This window comes from Bacillus sp. C1, assembly GCF_054570475.1.
On the sequence record NZ_JBTMZT010000001.1, the window covers coordinates 883,185 to 905,299 of the forward strand.

At 36.8% G+C, this 22,115-nt stretch carries 20 protein-coding genes; all 20 read left to right on the forward strand.

The genetic code is table 11. The features are described 5' to 3' along the window. Positions 1 to 151 precede the first annotated feature (151 nt). The 20 genes from ACX5JI_RS04760 (at position 152) to ACX5JI_RS04855 (ending at position 22,022) form a co-directional block, all read left to right on the forward strand. The gene (locus ACX5JI_RS04760; protein ID WP_459499922.1) at positions 152 to 877 is read left to right on the forward strand and encodes a GntR family transcriptional regulator; all 726 of its coding nucleotides are present in this window, start codon (positions 152 to 154) and stop codon (positions 875 to 877) included. An 88-nt stretch (positions 878 to 965) separates the two neighbouring features. Then, the gene (locus tag ACX5JI_RS04765; protein ID WP_459499923.1) at positions 966 to 2,042 is read left to right on the forward strand and encodes a BMP family lipoprotein; all 1,077 of its coding nucleotides are present in this window, start codon (positions 966 to 968) and stop codon (positions 2,040 to 2,042) included. A 105-nt stretch (positions 2,043 to 2,147) separates the two neighbouring features. Continuing rightward, positions 2,148 to 3,680: an ABC transporter ATP-binding protein gene (locus ACX5JI_RS04770; RefSeq protein ID WP_459499924.1), complete on the forward strand. Its 1,533-nt coding sequence runs from the start codon at positions 2,148 to 2,150 to the stop codon at positions 3,678 to 3,680. Beyond that, complete coding sequence (locus tag ACX5JI_RS04775; protein ID WP_459499925.1) at positions 3,673 to 4,731, forward strand: ABC transporter permease; 1,059 nt, start codon at positions 3,673 to 3,675, stop codon at positions 4,729 to 4,731. The genes ACX5JI_RS04770 and ACX5JI_RS04775 overlap by 8 nt, the downstream gene beginning before the upstream one ends. Continuing rightward, positions 4,732 to 5,691, forward strand: coding sequence for an ABC transporter permease (locus ACX5JI_RS04780; protein WP_459499926.1), 960 nt, complete (start codon positions 4,732 to 4,734; stop codon positions 5,689 to 5,691). It begins immediately after the preceding gene. A gap of 197 nt (positions 5,692 to 5,888) precedes the next feature. After that, on the forward strand, positions 5,889 to 7,163 hold the full coding sequence (gene yfmF / locus ACX5JI_RS04785; protein WP_459499927.1) for an EF-P 5-aminopentanol modification-associated protein YfmF: 1,275 nt from the start codon (positions 5,889 to 5,891) through the stop codon (positions 7,161 to 7,163). After that, positions 7,164 to 8,450: an EF-P 5-aminopentanol modification-associated protein YfmH gene (gene yfmH / locus ACX5JI_RS04790; RefSeq protein WP_459499928.1), complete on the forward strand. Its 1,287-nt coding sequence runs from the start codon at positions 7,164 to 7,166 to the stop codon at positions 8,448 to 8,450. Between the two features lie 154 nt (positions 8,451 to 8,604). Beyond that, positions 8,605 to 9,318, forward strand: coding sequence for an elongation factor P 5-aminopentanone reductase (gene ymfI, locus ACX5JI_RS04795; protein ID WP_459499929.1), 714 nt, complete (start codon positions 8,605 to 8,607; stop codon positions 9,316 to 9,318). An 80-nt stretch (positions 9,319 to 9,398) separates the two neighbouring features. Further along, complete coding sequence (locus tag ACX5JI_RS04800; protein ID WP_459499930.1) at positions 9,399 to 9,647, forward strand: DUF3243 domain-containing protein; 249 nt, start codon at positions 9,399 to 9,401, stop codon at positions 9,645 to 9,647. A gap of 137 nt (positions 9,648 to 9,784) precedes the next feature. Next, on the forward strand, positions 9,785 to 10,570 hold the full coding sequence (locus tag ACX5JI_RS04805) for a DUF3388 domain-containing protein (protein WP_459500281.1): 786 nt from the start codon (positions 9,785 to 9,787) through the stop codon (positions 10,568 to 10,570). A 21-nt stretch (positions 10,571 to 10,591) separates the two neighbouring features. Beyond that, entirely contained in the window at positions 10,592 to 11,506 is a 915-nt protein-coding gene (locus ACX5JI_RS04810) for a helix-turn-helix domain-containing protein (protein ID WP_459500282.1), read from the forward strand. A 63-nt stretch (positions 11,507 to 11,569) separates the two neighbouring features. Beyond that, complete coding sequence (pgsA, locus tag ACX5JI_RS04815) at positions 11,570 to 12,148, forward strand: CDP-diacylglycerol--glycerol-3-phosphate 3-phosphatidyltransferase (RefSeq protein ID WP_459499931.1); 579 nt, start codon at positions 11,570 to 11,572, stop codon at positions 12,146 to 12,148. Between the two features lie 20 nt (positions 12,149 to 12,168). Continuing rightward, positions 12,169 to 13,407 carry a competence/damage-inducible protein A gene (locus tag ACX5JI_RS04820; RefSeq protein ID WP_459499932.1) on the forward strand — a complete coding sequence of 413 codons (1,239 nt, stop codon included), beginning with the start codon at positions 12,169 to 12,171 and terminating at the stop codon, positions 13,405 to 13,407. Positions 13,408 to 13,551: 144 nt separating this feature from the next. Next, positions 13,552 to 14,583 (forward strand): recombinase RecA, encoded by a 1,032-nt coding sequence (recA, locus tag ACX5JI_RS04825; RefSeq protein ID WP_459499933.1) that lies wholly within the window; start codon positions 13,552 to 13,554, stop codon positions 14,581 to 14,583. A 462-nt stretch (positions 14,584 to 15,045) separates the two neighbouring features. After that, positions 15,046 to 16,614 (forward strand): ribonuclease Y, encoded by a 1,569-nt coding sequence (gene rny, locus ACX5JI_RS04830; RefSeq protein WP_459499934.1) that lies wholly within the window; start codon positions 15,046 to 15,048, stop codon positions 16,612 to 16,614. A 348-nt stretch (positions 16,615 to 16,962) separates the two neighbouring features. Further along, positions 16,963 to 17,757 (forward strand): 2',3'-cyclic-nucleotide 2'-phosphodiesterase, encoded by a 795-nt coding sequence (gene ymdB, locus ACX5JI_RS04835; protein WP_459499935.1) that lies wholly within the window; start codon positions 16,963 to 16,965, stop codon positions 17,755 to 17,757. Between the two features lie 148 nt (positions 17,758 to 17,905). After that, on the forward strand, positions 17,906 to 18,166 hold the full coding sequence (gene spoVS, locus ACX5JI_RS04840; RefSeq protein WP_000404341.1) for a stage V sporulation protein SpoVS: 261 nt from the start codon (positions 17,906 to 17,908) through the stop codon (positions 18,164 to 18,166). A gap of 62 nt (positions 18,167 to 18,228) precedes the next feature. Further along, positions 18,229 to 19,152 carry a dipeptidase gene (locus ACX5JI_RS04845; RefSeq protein WP_459499936.1) on the forward strand — a complete coding sequence of 308 codons (924 nt, stop codon included), beginning with the start codon at positions 18,229 to 18,231 and terminating at the stop codon, positions 19,150 to 19,152. Between the two features lie 259 nt (positions 19,153 to 19,411). Continuing rightward, on the forward strand, positions 19,412 to 21,169 hold the full coding sequence (locus ACX5JI_RS04850; protein WP_459499937.1) for a 2-oxoacid:acceptor oxidoreductase subunit alpha: 1,758 nt from the start codon (positions 19,412 to 19,414) through the stop codon (positions 21,167 to 21,169). After that, complete coding sequence (locus tag ACX5JI_RS04855; protein ID WP_098490052.1) at positions 21,156 to 22,022, forward strand: 2-oxoacid:ferredoxin oxidoreductase subunit beta; 867 nt, start codon at positions 21,156 to 21,158, stop codon at positions 22,020 to 22,022. The genes ACX5JI_RS04850 and ACX5JI_RS04855 overlap by 14 nt, the downstream gene beginning before the upstream one ends. Positions 22,023 to 22,115 lie beyond the last annotated feature (93 nt).

Here is a 22,115-nt window from a genome sequence, read left to right on the forward strand (position 1 = left end):
TGGAATAAAGATAGAAAATTGCATTTTGAAAAAGTATTAACATTTATTCGACAAATGTTTTTCTACTGTATGATTACGATAATATTGGTTGAAAAAAGAGAACAGAAGTCTTACATCAGAGGTCGAATAATTGAAGTGTGGGGGGAGTCTTATGTCAGTTAAATCCGATAGTCGACACTTGTATTTACGCGTAATCGATCATATTAAAGAGAAAATCAAAAGTGGGGCGTATAAAGAAAAACAAAAGTTGCCTTCAGAGTTTGATTTGGCGAAAGAACTTGGCGTAAGTAGAGCGACTTTGCGAGAAGCATTACGCATTTTAGAAGAAGAGAATGTTGTTATTCGCAGACATGGTGTTGGTACTTTTGTGAATGCGAAGCCGTTATTTTCTTCTGGAATTGAACAACTTTCTAGTATTACGGATATGATTTCTAGTGTGGGGAAAGCACCAGGAACAATCTTTTTATCATCATCTACTACGAGTCTAACAGAAGAGGAAAAAGAAAAGTTTAATAGTGATGAAGGCTTTGAGGCTGTGATGATTGAGCGTGTTCGTACAGCAGACGGAGAGCCTGTTGTTTATTGCATTGATAAGTTGGCGAAAGAAGTATTGCCGGACTTGTCTGATTATAATGAAGAGTCACTACTTACTGTCATTCATAATAATACGCATAAACGTATTACATATGCAGTTGCTCATATTGAACCGATTGGTTACCATCCTAAAATATCACCAGTTTTACAATGTGAGCCAGAAACAGCACTGCTCATACTAAAGCAAATGCATTATGATCAAAATGATGAGCCGATTTTATATTCTATTAATTATTTTAGAGCCGATAAATTTAGCTTCCACGTATTACGAAAACGTATGTAATCAGTTCCTTTTTAGGGGGGTGACAGCAAGAAGAAGGGGACGCTGGCATATTGATAGATACATATAACAATTAGGAGGGGTTTCTAGTATGAAGAAAAAAACAGGTCTTTTATTATCATTAACGTTAGCAGCGAGTACAGTGTTAGGTGCATGTGGTAATTCTGATAAGGCAAGTAGTGACAAAAAAACTGATAAGAGTTTCAAGGTTGGTATGGTTACAGATATTGGGGGCGTTGATGATAAATCATTTAACCAATCAGCTTGGGAAGGCTTAACGAAATTTGGTAAAGATAATGATTTGAAAAAAAATGAAGGATTCCGATATCTTCAATCAACTAAAGATTCAGATTATATTCCGAATTTAACGAAGTTTGCAAAAGGAAATTATAATGCGACATTTGGTATTGGATATTTAATGCAGGACTCAATTGAAAAGGTAGCAGATCAATATCCGAAACAACAATTTGCAATTGTAGATACTATTGTGGAAAAACCAAACGTAACAAGTATTACATTTAAAGACCATGAAGGTTCTTTCCTTGTTGGGGTTGCAGCAGCGATGGCAACGAAATCAAATAAAGTTGGCTTTGTCGGTGGGGTAAAGAGTCCATTGATTACAAAGTTTGAATCAGGCTTTAAAGCTGGCGCAAAAGCAGTAAATCCAAACATTGAAATTGTAGCGCAGTATGCGGATGCATTTGATAAACCAGAAAAAGGATCAGTATTAGCATCAGCAATGTACGGTCAAGGAGTAGATGTAATTTATCATGCTTCAGGTGCAACTGGTAACGGTGTGTTTACAGAAGCGAAAAACCGCAAGAAAAAAGGTGAAAATGTTTGGGTAATTGGTGTTGACCGTGACCAAAATCAAGAAGGTATGCCTGAAAATGTAACGCTAACTTCTATGGTGAAACGTGTTGATATCGCAGTTGCAAAAGTAGCACAAGAAGCAAAAGATGGTAAGTTAAAAGGCGGAAAAGTAGAAGAGTTTGGTTTGAAAGATGACGGTATTGGTATTGCAAAAACAACTGATAATGTGAAAAAAGTAAACCCAGACATCTTAACAAAAGTAGAAGAATTTGAGAAAAAAATCACTGCTGGTGAAATTAAAGTACCTGCCACTGATGATGAGTATAAAGCATACGAAGCTTCTCTGAAGAAATAATAGAGCAATAGCAAAGGTTAGTTCTTGGAACTAACCTTTGTATATATAACATTACTTTTAATAGAGTGTAATTGGGGAATGTTCCCTGCTAAAAGGAGGAACAAAATGGAATACGTAATTGAGATGAACAATATTACGAAAGTATTCCCAGGCATTGTAGCGAACGATGATATTACGCTGCAGGTAAAACAGGGAGAAATACATGCTTTACTCGGAGAAAACGGTGCAGGGAAGTCAACGCTAATGAACGTTCTTTTTGGCCTATATCAACCAGAACAAGGAGAAATTAAAATTAAAGGGAACTCTGTGAAAATCACAAACCCTAACATCGCAAATGACTTTGGAATCGGTATGGTTCATCAACACTTTATGCTCGTTCATAATTTTACAGTTACAGAGAATATTATTCTTGGAAATGAACCGAAGAAAAAAGGAAAAATTGCTGTTGAGGAAGCTGCAAAAGAGATTAAACAGTTATCGGAACAATATGGTTTAGCGGTAGATCCGTATGCGAAAATTGAAGATATTTCAGTTGGTATGCAGCAGCGTGTTGAAATTTTAAAAACGCTTTATCGCGGAGCGGAAATTTTAATATTTGATGAACCGACAGCAGTATTAACTCCACAAGAAATACATGAATTAATTCAAATTATGAAAAAGCTCGTGCAAGAAGGTAAATCTATTATTCTTATTACACATAAGTTAAAAGAGATTATGGAAGTATGCGATCGTTGTACGATTATTCGTAAAGGAAAAGGGATTGGAACCGTTGACGTTGCAAATACAAATGAACATAAACTTGCAGAGCTAATGGTCGGACGTCAAGTGAATTTTAAAACAGAAAAAGTAGACGCGAAACCGAAGGAAGATGTACTTTCTATTGCAAATCTTATTGTTCATGATGCACGCCAATTACCTGCTGTAAAAGGCCTTGACTTAACTGTTCGTGCAGGAGAAATTGTTGGTATTGCAGGGATTGATGGGAATGGACAAAGTGAATTGATAGAAGCAATTACTGGTTTACGAAAAGTTGAGTCAGGTTCTATTGCAATTAAAGGTAAAGAAATAACAAACTGGCCAGCTAGACGAATTACGGAAGAAGGAATTGGTCATATTCCAGAAGACCGTCATAAGCATGGGCTTGTTCTTGATTTTTCTGTTAGAGATAACATTGTTTTGCAAACATATTATCAAAACCCATTTTCAAATAAGGGAATTTTAAACTTTAGTAAAATTACGAAAAAAGCAAAAGAGCTTATTGAACATTTTGATGTACGTACACCTAGCGAACAAACGTTGGCTCGTGCGCTTTCTGGTGGAAACCAACAAAAAGCAATTATTGCGCGTGAAGTGGATCGTGACCCCGATTTGTTAATCGCAGCGCAGCCAACACGTGGTTTAGATGTAGGGGCGATTGAATTTATTCATAAGAAACTAATCGAGCAGAGAGATAAAGGAAAAGCTGTACTTCTTTTATCTTTAGAACTTGATGAAATTTTAAATGTTAGTGACCGTGTTGCTGTTATATATGAAGGAGAAATCGTAGCAATTGTTGATGCAAAAGAAACAAATGAACAACAGCTTGGCCTGTTAATGGCTGGTGGAACAGGGAAAGAGAAGGTGAATACAAATGGCTAAAAATTTTTTAACGGAGCGAACGATTAATATTTTAGTTCCGGTGTTATCCGTTATTTTTGGTTTGCTTGTTGGTGCCATTGTTATGTTAGTTAGTGGATATGATCCAATTGTCGGCTATGCAGCACTATGGGAAGGAATGGTTGGTAATCCGCAAGCTATAGGTGAAACACTTCGGACGATGATTCCGCTTGTTTTAGCAGGTCTTTCGGTTGCATTTGCATTCCGTACAGGTTTATTTAATATCGGGGTAGAAGGACAATTATTAGTTGGATGGCTTGCAGCAGTTTGGTTTGGTTATGCGGTATCATTACCAGCATTCTTGCATATACCGTTATCAATTTTAGTTGCAGCTATAGTTGGTGGCTTATGGGGATTTATTCCAGGTTATTTAAAAGGGAAATTTAAAGTAAATGAAGTAATTGTTACGATTATGATGAACTACATTGCACTTTATGTTACATATGACCTTATTAAGCGCTTTTTACATGAAGCAAATGAAAAATCGTATGATATTAAGTCTAGTGCCTCATTATCTTCTGAGTGGTTAGCTTCTTTGACGGATGGCTCTCGTTTACACTGGGGGATTGTTGTGGCAATTTTAATTGCGATTCTGATGTGGTTCTTATTAGATAGAACAACTTTAGGTTATGAATTGAAATCTGTTGGATTTAACGAACATGCTTCTCAATATGCTGGTATGAAAGTATCTCGTAACGTTGTACTATCCATGACAATTGCAGGGGCATTTGCAGGGATTGGCGGTGCAATGGAAGGGCTTGGAACGTTTCAGAATATGACAGCAATGTCGTCATTTACAGGGATTGGATTTGATGGGATTGCAGTAGCTCTTCTTGGCGGAAATAATCCATTTGGTATATTACTGGCAGCTTTACTATTTGGTGGTTTAAAAAGTGCAGCTCCGCAAATGAACTTTGAAGCAGATGTACCATCTGAGTTAATTAATGTAATCATTGCATGTATTATTTTCTTTGTTGCTTGTAGCTATGTATTACGCTGGGCACTTACGCGCATGAGCAAGGAGGGGAAATAAATGAGCTTTCTAGATATTTTAGCCATTCTTGTGACGGGTACGTTATATACGGCAGCGCCACTTATTTTCACAGCACTAGGTGGGGTGTTTAGTGAACGATCTGGAGTTGTAAACATCGCATTGGAAGGATTAATGCTGTTTGGAGCATTTGTTGGTATCGTTACAACTCTATTAATGGGCGATACGTGGGGGGCAATGACTCCTTGGATTGCACTAATATTTGCTGCGATTGGCGGGGGATTATTTGCGCTTCTTCATGCAGTCGCATCCATTACATTCCGTGCTGATCAAGTTGTAAGTGGAGTAGCAATTAACTTTTTAGCTCTTGGATTAACAGTGTTTGCGATTAAGAAGATTTTTGGTAAGGGACAAACTGATTTTATTCAATACCGTATTGAAAAAATTGATGTTCCAGGACTTTCAGATATTCCGGTTATTGGAAAAATATTTTTCTCAAATGTACCATTGACATCGTATATTGCCATTATTTTAGCATTTGTTGTTTGGTACATTATTTATAAAACACCATTTGGTCTTCGTCTTCGTGCAGTTGGTGAGCACCCAATGGCAGCAGATACAATGGGAATTAATGTGTATAAAATGCGTTATATCGCTGTTTGTATTTCAGGGATGTTTGCAGGAGTGGGCGGTGCAATTTTTGCAATGTCAATTTCAAACAACTTCTCAGGTGCAACGATTACAGGACAAGGTTTCTTAGCGTTAGCTGCGATGATCTTTGGTAAATGGAATCCGCTTGGTGCACTAGGTGCAGCTTTATTCTTTGGGTTTGCACAATCCCTTGGGATAACTGGCGGTACAATTCCTGTATTAAAAGAAATTCCGAGTGTTTTCTTAACGATATTACCGTATGTGTTTACAATTTTAGCACTTGTTGGTTTTGTAGGGCGTTCTGAAGCTCCAAAAGCGCTTGGAACCCCTTATGAAAAAGGAAAACGATAAGTATTGATAAAGTAAAAAAGCTCGCACATTAGTGCGGGCTTTTTTACATAGAATATGCTTAATACAGAAATTTTCTTTCAGCTTTTCACTTATAACGATTTGAAGAAAGTATGTAAGGGAGAAAAGTTGCTTTTTCGTTTCTAAAAACTGTATATTGAAGAGGAATATTCCTACATACGTAAAGGAGGGCTATAATAATGAAACTAATGGAACAGCAAATGCATGAACTAGGTGGTTTGCGTGTACATATGATTCCGACAGATAAATATAAAACAAATACATTTGTCTTTCGCTTGAAAGCACCTTTAAACGAAGAAACGGTGACAGAGCGTGCTTTATTACCATATGTATTACAAAGTGCAACAGAAAAACTACCATCTGTCATTCGTCTTCGTCAATATTTAGAGGAGCTGTACGGTTCTTCCCTAGCAGTGGATGTAAGTAAAAAAGGGGAAGATCATATCATCTCTATTTATGTGGATATTGCCAATGAGGCATATTTACAGGATGCACCGCCACTCTTTGAAAAGGCGCTGTCTATGCTAGCTGACATCGTATTACATCCAGCGACGGAAGGGAATGGTTTTTTACAATCAATTGTAGAAAGTGAAAAAAGGGCGCTCGTGCAACGAATTGAAGCGACATATGATGATAAAATGCGTTATGCTAATGAGCGATTAATAGAAGAAATGTGTAAAGTAGAGCCGTATCGTTTAAGTGCAAATGGTCAAAAAGACCGTGTTGCTGCTATTACGAATGAAACGTTATACAGCTATTATCAAAAAGTGTTAGCGGAAGATGAAATGGATTTATATATTATTGGTGACATAGCTGGAGAGGCAATTGATCTAGTAGGTAAATACTTTTCAATTTCGCCTCGCGTGGCAAAAGAGAAAAATGTCATTCTTCATAAACGAAATAATGAAGAACAAGAAATTATAGAAAAACAAGAATTAAAGCAAAGTAAATTAAATATTGGATATCGCACATATATTACGTACCGTGATGAAGATTATTTTGCACTGCAGTTATTTAATGGATTATTTGGTGGATTCTCGCATTCGAAATTATTTGTGAATGTTCGTGAAAAAAATAGTTTAGCGTATTATGCAGCATCTCGTTTTGAAAGCCATAAAGGTCTTCTTTTTGTTATGTCGGGAATTGAAGCGAAAAATTATGAAAAAGCGGTCGAAATTATTAAAGAGCAAATGAAAGCAATGCAAAGCGGTGAGTTTTCAGAAGAAGAGATTCATCAAACGAAGAGTGTCATTCAAAATCAAATTTTAGAAGCGATTGATACACCACGTGGTTTCGTGGAAATGCTTTATCATGGCGTTATTGCAGAACGCACGCGTCCAGTAGAGGAATGGTTGACTGGGATTGAAAGTGTTACAAAAGAGGAAATTGTAAAGGTTGCCAATAATATCGAACTAGATACAATTTACTTTTTACACGGAACGGAGGGAGAATAGATGGAGAAAATTTCTTATGAACAATTAAAAGAAACTCTTTATTATGAAAGACTTCCAAATGGGCTAGATGTATATGTATTACCAAAGCAAGGGTTTAACAAAACGTTTGCGACATTTACAACAAAATATGGTTCCGTTGATAATACATTTGTTCCGCTTGGAAAAGAAGAAATGGTTCGGGTGCCAGATGGAATTGCGCATTTTCTTGAGCATAAACTGTTTGAAAAAGAAGATCATGATGCGTTTCAGTTGTTTAGTAAACAAGGTGCTTCTGCAAATGCCTTTACATCGTTTACGAGAACAGCGTACTTGTTTTCGTGTACATCAAATGTAGAACAAAATTTAAATACATTATTAAATTTCGTTCAGGAACCTTATTTCTCTGAAAAAACAGTTGAAAAAGAAAAGGGGATTATCGGTCAGGAAATTCAAATGTATCAAGATAACCCAGATTGGCGTCTGTATTTCGGTTTAATCGATAGTTTATTTGTGAAACATCCAATTAAGATTGATATTGCAGGGACGATTGCGTCTATTAGCAAAATTACAAAAGATCTATTGTATGAATGTTACGAGACGTTTTATCATCCTAGCAATATGTTGTTATTTGTTGTAGGGGCAATTGATCCAGAAAAAACAATGAGTTTAGTACGTGAAAATCAGGCGAAAAAAGATTATAAAAACCAACCAGAAATTGTACGTTCATTTGAAAAGGAACCAGAAGCGGTAAATGAAAAGAAAAAAATTATTTCTATGCCCGTTCAAACACCAAAATGTTTAGTCGGTATTAAAGCGACGGGACTGAAAGAAAAAGGGAAAGAACTTTTAAAACAAGAGATTGCGCTTACATTACTTTTAGATTATTTATTTGGGAAAGGATCAGCACATTATGAGTCTTTATATAATGAAGGACTCATTGATGATTCATTCTCTTATGATTATACAGAAGAAAATAACTTCGGTTTTGCAATGGTAGGTGGCGACACGAAACAGCCGGATCAGCTAGCCGATCGCTTGAAAGGTATTTTATTACAGACGGATTATGATGAGTTAGATGAGAAGGCGCTAGAGCGTGTAAAGAAAAAGAAAATTGGTGGCTTTTTACGCTCACTTAACTCACCTGAATATATTGCAAATCAATTCACAAGGTATGCGTTTAATGAAACTAGTTTGTTTGATGCTCTTTCTGTGTTAGAAGGTTTAACTGTTCAAGATTTACAAGAAGCAGCAAAAGTATTTTTATCTGAGGAAAGAATGAGTGTTTGCCAAGTCTTGCCAAAGAAATAAAGTGAAACATGAATAGTTGGTCTTGAATTTTGAGGTTTAGAATTTTATGGATAGTTCGTTCCCCCTCATCTAGCTTTTTAGCTATTGCTAAATTGTAAGGTGGGGGTGTTATTTGTTTGTGAATATAGGAGTTGAAAGAGAAGAGAGGATACATATGACAAAGTTCGCACTAGTGACGGGAGGAAGCGGAGGAATTGGCTCTGCAATTTCAAAACAATTAGTTGAAGATGGTTATACAGTGTATGTTCATTACAACAAGAGTGAAGAAAAAATAAAGAAATTAAAGCTCGAGTTAGGAGCGATTATTCCAGTTCAAGCTAATTTAGCTGCGGCAGATGGGGCGCAAAAACTTTGGGCCCAAATTCATCACTCTATTGATGTTATTGTGTATGCAGCTGGGAAAAGTGTATTTGGTTTGGCTACAGATGTGACAAATGAGCAATTGAATGAGATGGTGGAATTGCAGGTGAAGAGTGTTTATAACCTTCTTTCGCTTGCGCTTCCATCGATGATTCGCTTGCGGAATGGAAATATCGTTGTTATTTCATCTATATGGGGTCAAATAGGAGCGTCTTGTGAAGTGCTATATTCCATGGTGAAAGGAGCGCAAAATTCGTATGTAAAAGCATTAGCGAAAGAAGTAGCTTTGAGCGGGATACGTGTAAATGCAGTGGCGCCAGGAGCAATAAATACTGAAATGTTAAGTGTGTTTTCAGAAGAGGATAAGAAAGAAATTGCAGAAGAGATTCCAGCAGGAAGAATTGGATTTCCAGAGGAAGTTGCAAAAGCTGTTTCGTTCCTTGTATCACCATCCGCTTCATATATAACAGGACAAGTTATTGGAGTGAACGGTGGGTGGCATTGTTAAAAAGAAAAATATGTACATAAAAAGTGAGAAGTGGTCCATATTAAGTATGATTCAATTACTTAATAGTGAGGTGCTTAATCATGTCAGTATTAGATAATTTTGACCAGTGGAAAAGCTTTTTAGGAGAGCGCTTAGAACAGGCAGAAGGAAAAGGGCTAGATGGTGGTGCGGTTTCAGATATGGCATTCCGTGTCGGTGACTATTTGGCAAATGAAGTAGAGGCACGAAATGATCAAGAAAAGTTATTAGCGGAGCTTTGGAAAGTTGCTGATGAACAAGAGCAACACACGATCGCTAATTTAATGGTAAAGTTTGTCCAACATAAGTAAAAAAGAGAGGGGAAAATCCTCTCTTTTTTTTAGGTATTGAAAATACTGTGATTCAATTCTACATTTATCTTCCCTATTAACGAAAAATCATATAATATAGTACGTAGGTGTAAAGTAAGCGAGGGGAGTGACGTTTGGTGATTGAATGGTATTTTGAATATGAAATACATAAAAATCGACCTGGCTTGCTTGGTGACGTTTCTTCGTTAATCGGTATGCTTGGTATTAATATTGTCACGATTAATGGTGTGGATAACGCTCGGCGTGGACTGTTACTTATGTGTGATAGTCAAGAGCAAATCTCTAGACTTGAATCAATTTTGAATACGATGGATAATATAACAGTAACGAAATATCGTCCGCCAAAACTTAGAGATAGGTTGGCAGTTAGGCACGGCAGGTACATACAACGAGATGCAGACGATAAGAAAACATTTCGTTTTGTGCGTGATGAACTTGGATTACTCGTTGATTTTATGGCAGAAATTATGAAAAAAGAAGGCCATAAACTCATTGGGATACGAGGGATGCCTCGCGTTGGTAAAACGGAATCTATCGTTGCTGCAAGTGTTTGCGCAAATAAGCGTTGGCTTTTTGTTTCATCTACTCTAATTAAACAAACTGTGCGCAGTCAACTAATTGAAGATGAATATAGTGACGATAATATTTTTATATTAGATGGAATTGTTTCAACAAAGCGTGCGAATGAAAGACATTGGCAGCTCGTTCGTGAAATTATGAGATTGCCTGCAACAAAGGTTGTCGAACATCCAGATGTATTTGTAAGTCAATCAGAATACACACTTGATGATTTTGATTATATTATTGAATTGCGTAACGATTATGATGAAGAAATTCAATACAATTTAGTAGATGAAATTGAGCAAGGAACGCAAAATAATTTCTCTATGTTTGATTTTTAAAGAAATATTGAGGTGTTAGTAGTGACGGAATTAGGACAAAAGTTGAAAGAGGCAAGGGAAGCGAAAGGCTTGTCTATCGATCAGCTACATGAGGTTACGAAAATTCAAAAACGTTATTTAGTTACAATTGAAGAAGGCGATTATAGCGTATTGCCTGGTGCATTTTATGCACGTGCATTTATTAAACAATATGCGGATGCAGTTGGTTTGAATGGAGAAGAGTTGCTTGTCGAGTATCAAAGTGTGATACCACAATCTGAATCTCATGATGTACCGCAAGTATCAAAAAGTCAAAAGACACAAGAAACAATGCAAAAAGCAACATCGCATCCAATTGCAGATCATATGCCTAAAATATTGATTGCATTATTGATAATTGCATTTGGAGTAGTGATTTGGTTTGTAGTCCAATGGTTAACTGGAAAAGATGATGGACAAGTACAAACAAAAAACAGTGAACAAATTGAAGTTCAAAAAGCAAAGGACTCTCCGTTAGATGCGAAAGAAGATGAAGTGAAAAAGGAAGAGTCAAAGAAAGAAGAACCTAAAAAAGAAGAGCCAAAGAAAGAAGAGCAAACTGAACAACCACCAGCTGGACAACAAGAGGTGAAAGTGGTTGGAACAAGCGGTAAGATATCTACTTTGGAAGTTCATAATAATAAAACATTAGAATTGGAAGTTGTAGCAAAGGGTGCGAGTTATGTAGGTATTAAAAATGAAGCAGGTAATGACATTTTTAGCGGTACACTACAAGAAGGTCAAACAGAAAAACAAGATTTATCAACAGTAAAAGAGGTAAACCTTAACATAGGAAATGCACGAAATGTTGAAATTAAACTGAATGGCCAAGTGGTTGCGTTCCCGTTAGATCCAGAGAAAGAATATCATCAAAGATTGGTGATAAAAAACCAAGGGATAGGACAACCTGCACAATAACAGTCATCACTTCGATGACTTTTTTCAATGAACAAATGTTTTTGACATGATGGAGGAATAGCTGTGAATTTACCAAATAAAATTACAATATCTCGAATCTGCTTAATTCCAATTTTTTTAGTAACTATGTTAGCTCCTTTTAACTGGGGAACGTATACAGTTGGGAATGTAGATTTACCAATTCAACATTTAGTAGGAGCGATAATTTTTATTATTGCTTCAGCTACAGATTGGATTGATGGACATTATGCAAGAAAATATAACCTTGTAACGAATTTAGGGAAGTTTCTTGATCCATTAGCTGATAAATTACTCGTTTCAGCGGCGCTTATTACGTTAGTAGAAATGCAATATGTTCCATCTTGGATTGTTATTGTAATTATTAGCCGTGAGTTTGCTGTAACAGGATTGCGTCTTATATTGGCTGGAACTGGTGAGGTTGTTGCGGCAAATATGTTAGGTAAAATTAAAACATGGACACAAATTATTGCAATTTCAGCATATTTATTACATGATGTACCGTTAAATCTAATCCATATTCCGGTTGCGGACATTTTCATATGGATTGCACTTATCTTTACAGTTATTTCTGGCTGGGACTATTTCTGGAAAAATAGAGCTGCTTTTGTAAATTCAAAATAACAGCTTATGGGGGAATCGGAATGAATGCCGAAATTATTGCGGTTGGAACGGAATTGTTACTCGGACAAATTACAAATACAAATGCGAAGTTTTTATCTGAAAAGTTAGCTTCCATCGGAATCAATGTGTATTATCATACTGTTGTCGGTGATAATAATCATCGTTTACAAGAAGCGATTCAAATTGCTGAGAAGCGTGCAGATATACTCATTTTTACTGGTGGATTAGGACCGACAAAAGATGATTTGACGAAAGAAACCATTGCGTCAGCCTTGCAAGAAGAACTTGTTTATGATGAAGTGGCACTAACGTCAATTGGTGAATATTTCAAACGTACAGGACGCGAGTTCACAGAAAATAATAAGAAACAAGCGCTTGTTTTAAAAGGATCGACTGTATTTGCAAATGATCATGGTATGGCACCGGGGATGGGAGTAGCTAAGAAAGAAAAGGTTTATATTCTATTACCAGGCCCGCCAAAAGAAATGAAACCGATGTATACAAGCTACGTAGAGCCGTTTTTACGTAACTTTACAACTGAAGAGCATATATATTCCCGTGTTCTTCGTTTTTTCGGTATTGGAGAATCCCAACTAGAAGTGAAAGTTCAAGATTTAATTGAGGGTCAAACGAATCCAACAATTGCTCCACTAGCTTCAGATGGAGAAGTAACGCTCCGTTTGACCGCTAAACATCACGATATAAAGCAAGCAGAAGTGCTTATTCAACATGTGGAAAATTTGATTTTAGATCGAGTAGGGGAATTTTTCTACGGGTATAACCAAGATTTTCTTCATAATAAAGCAATCGATTTATTGAAGAAAAAAGGTTTAACTTTAGCATGTGCGGAAAGTTTAACAGGTGGTCTATTTGGAAATCAAGTAACAGAAAATGCAGGTGTATCTTCTGTGTTTAAGGGCGGCGTAATTTGCTATCATAACGATGTGAAGCAACATATGTTGCAAGTACCTGAAGAAACACTACGAAAATTTGGTGCTGTTAGTGAACAATGTGCTCGTTATCTTGCTGAAAATGTAAAGACATTATTGAAGGCAGATGTTGGAATTAGCTTCACTGGAGTGGCAGGACCGGATGCTTCGGAAAATAAAGAACCTGGTACTGTTTTTGTAGGTATAGCAATAAAGAATGAACCAACTGTTGTTTTTTCTCTTATATTAAGCGGAAGCCGTCAGCAAATTCGAGAACGCTCGGTGAAATATGGATTTTATCATTTATATAAAAAGCTAGAAGAGATTTAAATCTTTTCTAGCTTTTTTGTAATGAAAAATGATACATTCTTCTATAGAAAATAAAAAAATCGAATAAACGTTCGATTTTTGTTGGCAAATTGATATGAAAATAGGTATAATAAGAGTAGCAATTCAGTTAAGGAGGAATTTTGAATGAGTGATCGTCAAGCGGCATTAGATATGGCGTTAAAACAAATAGAGAAGCAATTCGGTAAAGGTTCAATTATGAAATTGGGAGAACAAGCGGAACGTAGAATTTCTACGGTGCCGAGTGGTTCGTTAGCACTTGATGTAGCTTTAGGTGTAGGTGGTTACCCACGCGGCCGTATTATTGAAATTTATGGACCTGAAAGTTCAGGTAAAACAACAGTTTCCTTACATGCGATTGCAGAGGTGCAACGTCAAGGTGGACAAGCAGCATTTATTGATGCTGAGCATGCGATGGATCCTGTATATGCACAAAAGTTAGGTGTTAATATTGATGAGTTACTATTATCACAACCTGATACAGGAGAACAAGGTTTAGAAATTGCAGAAGCTTTAGTACGAAGTGGAGCAATTGATATTATCGTAATTGACTCTGTAGCAGCTCTTGTGCCGAAAGCTGAGATCGAAGGGGATATGGGTGACTCTCATGTCGGTTTACAGGCACGTTTAATGTCACAAGCGCTTCGTAAGCTTTCAGGTGCAATCAACAAATCAAAAACAATTGCGATCTTTATTAACCAAATTCGTGAAAAAGTTGGGGTTATGTTCGGGAACCCAGAAACAACTCCAGGTGGTCGTGCGTTGAAATTCTATTCAACAGTTCGTCTTGAAGTACGTCGTGCCGAGCAATTAAAGCAGGGTAACGATATTGTTGGTAATAAAACAAAAATAAAAGTAGTTAAAAATAAAGTAGCACCACCATTCCGTGTTGCTGAAGTTGATATTATGTACGGAGAAGGGATTTCAAGAGAAGGTGAAATCTTAGATATGGCTTCTGAACTTGATATCGTTCAAAAGAGTGGTGCTTGGTACTCTTACAATGAAGAACGCTTAGGACAAGGTCGTGAAAATTCGAAGCAGTTCTTAAAAGAAAATCCGGATGTAAGAGATGAAATTGCCTTCTTTATTCGTGAACATCATGGAATTGGTGAGGATTCTGCTTCTGAAAACATGGAAGATGGAACGCTTATTGATTAATGAAAAAAGACACGTTCGTGTGTCTTTTTTTGTTATATGTATACGAATACAAAATATTTTCATTACTTTGAGGAAAGTGTATAAAGAAAAATATTTACATGTTTTAGGACGATTAGATGGCATTTACTAAGGTTTTCCAGGATAATATATGATTTGTTTTTATTATTCATAGATGATTAAGGTACAAAGGTAAAGAAAGTAAAAGTAGACAACGCTTGACAATGAAAATTGCGATAGATACAATGAGAATGTATATTTTTTCTTATATACGATACACTCTTCTCTAGAAGAGAAGTAATATTCGGAGTAAGACTTAAATCTTGCCGAAATAATAATATGACATTTTAATTGTGAAATGAAGAAAGTCCCTTAAAAAAGCGGGACGACGGTCTTTGCTGTACGTTGCGAATCAATGTACATGCCGACAGTCTTTTTTCATTCATAGCAAGGGGAGGTGAAATCATGAGTAGTAGTACATTAATTTGGATACTCATCTCCATTTTGCTTGCAACAGTCGGTGCAGTTGTTGGCTTTTTTGTTCGAAAGTCTATTGCAGAAGCGAAGATTAATGGTGCAGCAAACGAAGCGAGACGTATTTTAGACGAAGCGAATCGTGAGGCAGAGGCACTTAAGAAGGAAGCGCTTTTAGAAGCAAAGGATGAAATTCATACACTTCGTACAGAAGCCGAATTAGAAATTCGTGATCGTAGAAGTGAATTACAAAAACAAGAAAATCGTTTAATGCAAAAAGAAGAGAACCTTGATCGTAAAGACGAAACGCTCGATAAACGCGAGCGAATGTTAGAAAAGAAAGAGGAATCTCTTGTAGCGAGACAACAACAGATTGAAGAGTTGGAAAGCAAAGTGGGAGAGTTAGTTCAAAAGCAACAAACGGAATTAGAGCGCATTTCCAATCTGACACGCGAACAAGCAAAAGCAATTATCTTAGGAAAAGTAGAAAGTGAAATTTCTCATGAAATTGCCATTATGGTAAAAGAAAGTGAAGTTCGTGCGAAAGAAGAAGCGGATAAGAAAGCAAAAGAGATTTTATCTCTTGCAATGCAAAGATGTGCAGCTGATCATGTTGCTGAAACAACCGTTTCGGTTGTAAATCTTCCAAATGACGAAATGAAAGGACGTATTATCGGACGTGAAGGTCGTAATATTCGTACGTTAGAAACGTTAACAGGTATTGACCTTATTATTGATGATACACCGGAAGCGGTAATCCTATCAGGATTTGATCCAATTCGTCGTGAAACAGCTCGTATCGCTCTTGATAAACTTGTACAGGATGGACGAATTCACCCAGCGCGTATTGAAGAGATGGTCGAAAAATCAAGACGTGAAGTGGATGAGTATATTCGCGAAGTCGGAGAGCAAACAACGTTTGAAGTGGGTGTTCACGGATTACACCCAGATTTAATTAAGATTTTAGGTCGTTTAAAATACCGTACAAGCTATGGACAAAACGTCTTAAAACATTCTATGGAAGTAGCATACTTAACAGGACTTATGGCAGCGGAGCTTGGCGAGGATGAAAAACTAGCAAGACGTGCTGGTTTATTACATGATATCGGAAAAGCGATTGATCATGAAGTAGAAGGTAGCCACGTTGAAATCGGTGTTGAACTCGCAACGAAGTATAAAGAGCATCCGGTTGTTATAAATAGTATCGCATCTCACCATGGAGATACGGAACCAACTTCTATCATTGCTGTTCTAGTCGCAGCAGCGGATGCGCTATCAGCTGCAAGACCAGGAGCTCGTAGTGAAACGCTTGAAAACTATATTCGTCGTCTTGAAAAGCTAGAAGAGATTTCAGAATCCTATGAAGGAGTAGAAAAATCTTTTGCAATTCAAGCAGGACGTGAAGTTCGCATCTTGGTAAAACCGGATACAATTGATGATTTAGAAGCTCATCGTTTAGCACGAGATATTCGAAAACGTATTGAAAATGAACTGGATTATCCAGGACATATTAAAGTAACCGTTATTCGTGAAACACGTGCGGTGGAATACGCAAAATAAAGTGGTGAAACACCACTTTATTTTTTTGTGTTGGGATTGGGTAATATAAAATAAAACGTTTGTAAACTACTGTTATCTTGCTATTTGTAGGGGGAATATTTTCGCCTTAAAATGTTGTAGAAACGACGAATATAGGGGAGAGATACATTACGGATAAGGTCAATTGATTAGGACTAATAATTAGTGGAGAATGAAAAAGTTCCTACTAATTAAAGTTGCACTTTATTCGATTTCAGTTTTAACTGACTGGAATGGAGGAAGTGTTTCAATTCACGTTGTGTTCTTCTTGCAAACGAATAGCTTGTAAAGTAGTAATAAAATAAATGGTACATAGAAAGGGTAAGACATATGAGGATTTTATTTGTTGGAGATGTAGTAGGATCTCCTGGAAGAAGTATGATTCAACAATACGTGCCGGCGTTAAAGAAAAAATATACGCCGACTGTTACAATTATTAATGGAGAAAATGCTGCGGGTGGTCGTGGTATTACAGAGAAAATTTATCGTAACTTTTTAGAGTGTGGTGCGCAAGCAGTTACACTTGGGAATCATGCTTGGGATAACCGTGAAGTATTCGAATTTATTGATGATGCAAAATATCTCGCAAGACCAGCCAATTTCCCAGAGGGAACACCAGGAAAAGGACTTATTTTTGTAAATTGCAACGGTACAGAAGTAGCGGTGATTAACTTACAAGGACGCACGTTTCTTCCGCCGATTGATTGTCCGTTCCGAAAAGTGGATGAATTAATTAATATTGCTAAAAAGCGTACAAATATTATTTTTATTGATTTTCATGCTGAGACAACAAGTGAAAAACAAGCGCTTGGTTGGTATGTAGATGGACGTGCTACGGCAGTAGTGGGGACACATACGCATGTTCCAACAGCGGATAATCGTATTTTACCGAGCGGGACAGCTTACATTACAGATGTTGGAATGACTGGTCCATATGATGGGATTTTAGGTATGGATCGTGAAGCTGTACTGAAAAAGTTTTTAACGAATTTACCCGTACGTTTTGAAGTAACAAATGGAAGAACGCAATTAAGTGCAGTATTAATTGATGTGGATCCTAATACAGGAAAAGCGAAAAAAATTGAACGTATTTTAATCAATGATGATCAGCCATTTTTTGAATAATACTGTTTAAAAATTAGAAAAAACATTATATTTTAATTTTTTAGAAAAATTACAGAAATTTAGCAGGAATACATGTCTCTCCTCGTGAATATAAGTTAAAGTGAAATAATCGCTAATACTTTTTAAAGAAACGAGGAGGAAACGAGGAATGGAAATATTAAAAGTTAAAGCAACTTCGGTCCCTAACTCTGTAGCCGGTGCACTTGCTGGAGTTATTCGCGAACGCGGAACAGCAGAAATCCAAGCTATTGGCGCAGGTGCATTAAATCAAGCCGTGAAGGCAGTAGCCATTGCAAGAGGATTTGTAGCGCCTAGTGGTTTGGATTTGATTTGTATCCCAGCTTTTACAGACATTATGATTGATGGTGAAGAACGTACAGCAATAAAATTAATTGTAGAACCTCGTTAAGTTTAAACAACCTGTTTGCCTAAAAGCAAACAGGTTGTTTTTATGGGGAAGGGGGAATAAAAATGAAAATTTTTGACGCGCATTGTGATGTATTATGGCAACTCTGGAGTGCAAAAGGGAAGAAGGATTTTCAAGATGATTCGTCTTTACATATTACATTTGAACAATTGGAAAGAAGAAAAGGAAGCGTTCAATGTTTTGCGATATATGTACCTGAATTCATATCATATGAACAACGTTTTGAAGTAGCTTTAGCTATGGTAGATATATTTTATAAGCAGGTGTTATCGCTACCAAATATGAAATTGATTCAGACAAAAAAAGATATAGAGCAACTAGGTTCAAATGAAATTGGTGCCATTTTAACATTAGAAGGTGGCGAAGCAATTGGCAAAGATATGATGAAACTGCGCACACTCTACCGTTTAGGAGTTCGATCTGTCGGACTTACGTGGAATTATGCGAATTTATTAGCTGATGGAGCGTTGGAAACAAGGGGAGCGGGGCTTACTACGTTTGGTAAGAAGGTTGTAGAAGAGTTGAATTCACTTTGTTTATGGACCGATGTGTCTCACTTGAATGAAAAAGGTTTTTGGGATGTGATGGAGATTGCTCAATATCCAATTGCATCACATTCAAATTGTCATGAGCTTTGTCAGCACCCTCGGAACCTAAAAGATGAGCAAGTACAAGCCCTTATTAAAAAAGATGGTGTAATGGGGGTAACGTTCGTTCCAGAATTTTTAACCAATCATAGGCCTGCTTATATGGATGATATATTACGGCATGTGGAGCGTATTTGCTCGCTTGGAGGAGAACGTAATATAGGGTTTGGTTCGGATTTTGATGGTATCACAGAAATGGTGGTTGGGGTAGAAGCGTATCGGTGTTATGAATATGTAATCAATGAACTGAGTAAGCGATACAGTGAAACGAATGTTCAAAGCTTTTTATATGGTAATTTCATTCGCCATATTTCTTTTTAGTTGCTTATTTTATAATGTCTTTTAAATTTAAATATAAAGAGTTCGAAAAAAATTAAAAATAGAATAAAAACAAAGCCGAATTATTGCATTTTTTTCACTGGAAGGCTAGAATTGTAAACAAATTAAGATTATGCAAAAGATTCATGGAAGTCTGAAGAGGTATAATTTGCATCCATTGTAGTTTCTTTGTATAAAAAGTGCTAAACTATTACTGTAAAAAAATACACTACAATGAATGCAGCCAAAAGGGGTGTAGGGAATGATTAGTCAACTTTCATGGAAAGTTGGAGGACAACAAGGTGAAGGAATTGAAAGTACAGGGGAAATCTTCTGTATTGCATTAAACCGTTTAGGATATTACCTATACGGTTACCGCCACTTTTCATCACGAATTAAGGGCGGTCATACAAACAATAAAATTCGCGTAAGTACAACTGAAGTGCGCGCGATATCTGATGATTTAGATATTTTAATTGCATTTGATCAAGAAACAATAGACTTTAATTTTCACGAATTACGCCCAGGTGGGATTGTTGTTGCAGATGCAAAATTTAATCCAACTATACCGGAAAATGCAGATGTGAATTTATATGCAATACCGTTTACGGATATTGCCTCTGAATTAGGGACATCATTAATGAAAAATATGGTTGCTGTTGGAGCATCTAGTGCAGTATTGGGATTAGATGAAACAGTATATTTAGAAGTTGTTGAAGAAATTTTCGGTCGTAAGGGAGAGCAAGTCGTTCAAAAGAATATGGAAGCGATTAAACGTGGCTCTCAATATATGAAAGAATTACTTGGTGAAAAAGTAAATATGATGCAGCTTGAAAAGGCTGATGGTCAAAAACGTATGTTTATGATCGGTAACGATGCAATTGCATTTGGTGCAGTAGCTGGTGGTGCACGCTTTATGTCGGCGTATCCAATTACACCTGCCTCTGAAATCATGGAATACTTAATTAAAAAATTACCAAAAGTAGGCGGAACCGTTATTCAAACAGAGGATGAGATTGCTGCTTGTACAATGGCAATTGGTGCAAACTATGCTGGTGTACGTACTCTAACGGCATCTGCGGGTCCAGGTCTATCTTTAATGATGGAGGCAATCGGATTAGCTGGTATTACAGAAACACCTCTTGTAATCGTTGATACGCAGCGTGGGGGTCCAAGTACTGGTTTACCAACAAAGCAGGAGCAATCTGATTTAATGGCAATGATTTACGGGACACACGGTGAAATCCCGAAAATCGTAATGGCGCCAAGTACTGTTGAAGAAGCATTCTATGATATCGTAGAAGCGTTTAACTTAGCAGAAGAATATCAAGTTCCTGTTATTTTCTTAACAGATTTACAGCTTTCTTTAGGAAAGCAAACAGTAGAACCACTGAAGTTAGATAGAGTAGAAATTCGCCGAGGTAAGCTTGATTTACAAGTAGAGTTACCAGAGCGCGAAAATAAAGCTTACTTTAAACGTTATGAAGTGACGGAAGATGGTATTTCACCACGCGTTTTACCTGGTATGAAAAATGGTGTTCACCATGTGACAGGTGTAGAACATGATGAAACGGGTAAACCATCTGAATCAGCACTGAATCGTAAAGCACAAATGGACAAACGTTTCCGTAAAATGGAGAATTTAAAGTTTAATACCCCTGTTTACAAAAATGCTAAATATGATGATGCTGATGTATTGTTAGTTGGCTTTAATTCTACTCGTGGTGCAATTGAAGAAGCAATGGAGCGTTTAGAGCAAGAAGGATTAAAAGTAAATCATGCTCATGTTCGTTTAATTCATCCGTTCCCAACTGATGAAATTCTTCCACTTGTGAAGGACGCAAAACGCGTTGTTGTAGTAGAAAACAATGCAACTGGTCAGCTTGCTAACATTATAAAAATGAATCTTGGTAATGGTGAGAAGATTTCTAGTCTGTTAAAATATGACGGGAATCCATTCCTACCAAAAGAAATTTACAACGAATGCAAAAAAGGGGTTGTATTAAATGGCAACATTTAAGGACTTTCGTAACAGTGTAAAACCAAACTGGTGTCCAGGTTGCGGAGACTTCTCGGTGCAAGCTGCGATCCAACGTGCAGCAGCTAACGTTGGTTTAAACCCTGATGAATTAGCTGTTATTTCTGGGATTGGCTGTTCAGGTCGTATTTCAGGTTATATTAATTCATATGGCGTTCATAGTATTCATGGACGTGCACTTCCGATCGCTCAAGGTGTGAAAATGGCAAACCGTGATTTAACAGTTATCGCATCTGGCGGTGATGGAGATGGCTTTGCAATTGGTATGGGACATACAATTCATTCAATTCGTCGTAACATTGACATTACGTACATCGTTATGGATAACCAAATTTATGGTTTAACAAAAGGGCAAACTTCACCACGTAGTGAAGCAGGATTTAAAACAAAAAGTACACCACAAGGTTCAATTGAACCGGCGTTATCTGTAATGGAGATGGCGTTAACAGCTGGTGCAACTTTTGTGGCACAAAGCTTCTCTAGTGATTTAAAAGAATTAACGCAGCTTATTGAAGCTGGTATTCAGCATAAAGGCTTCTCTTTAATTAACGTATTCAGTCCATGCGTAACGTATAATAAAGTAAATACGTATGACTGGTTTAAAGAGAATTTAACAAAACTAAGTACAGTCGAAGGATACGATCCATCTAATCGGATGGTTGCTATGCAAACATTAATGGAAAACAAAGGTTTAGTAACGGGCTTAATTTATCAAAATACAGAGCAGCCTTCTTATCAAGAGTTAGTAAAAGGGTATAGTGAAAAACCATTAGTTCAAGCTGATTTACAAATGGATCAAAAAATGTTTGATGAACTCGTTGCTGAGTTTATGTAATCGTAAAAAAAGCTGCTAATTGGCAGCTTTTTTTTACATAGTGAGTGATTAAAATGTGTTAACCTCAGTGTGTTTTATTTACTCAGAAAATTT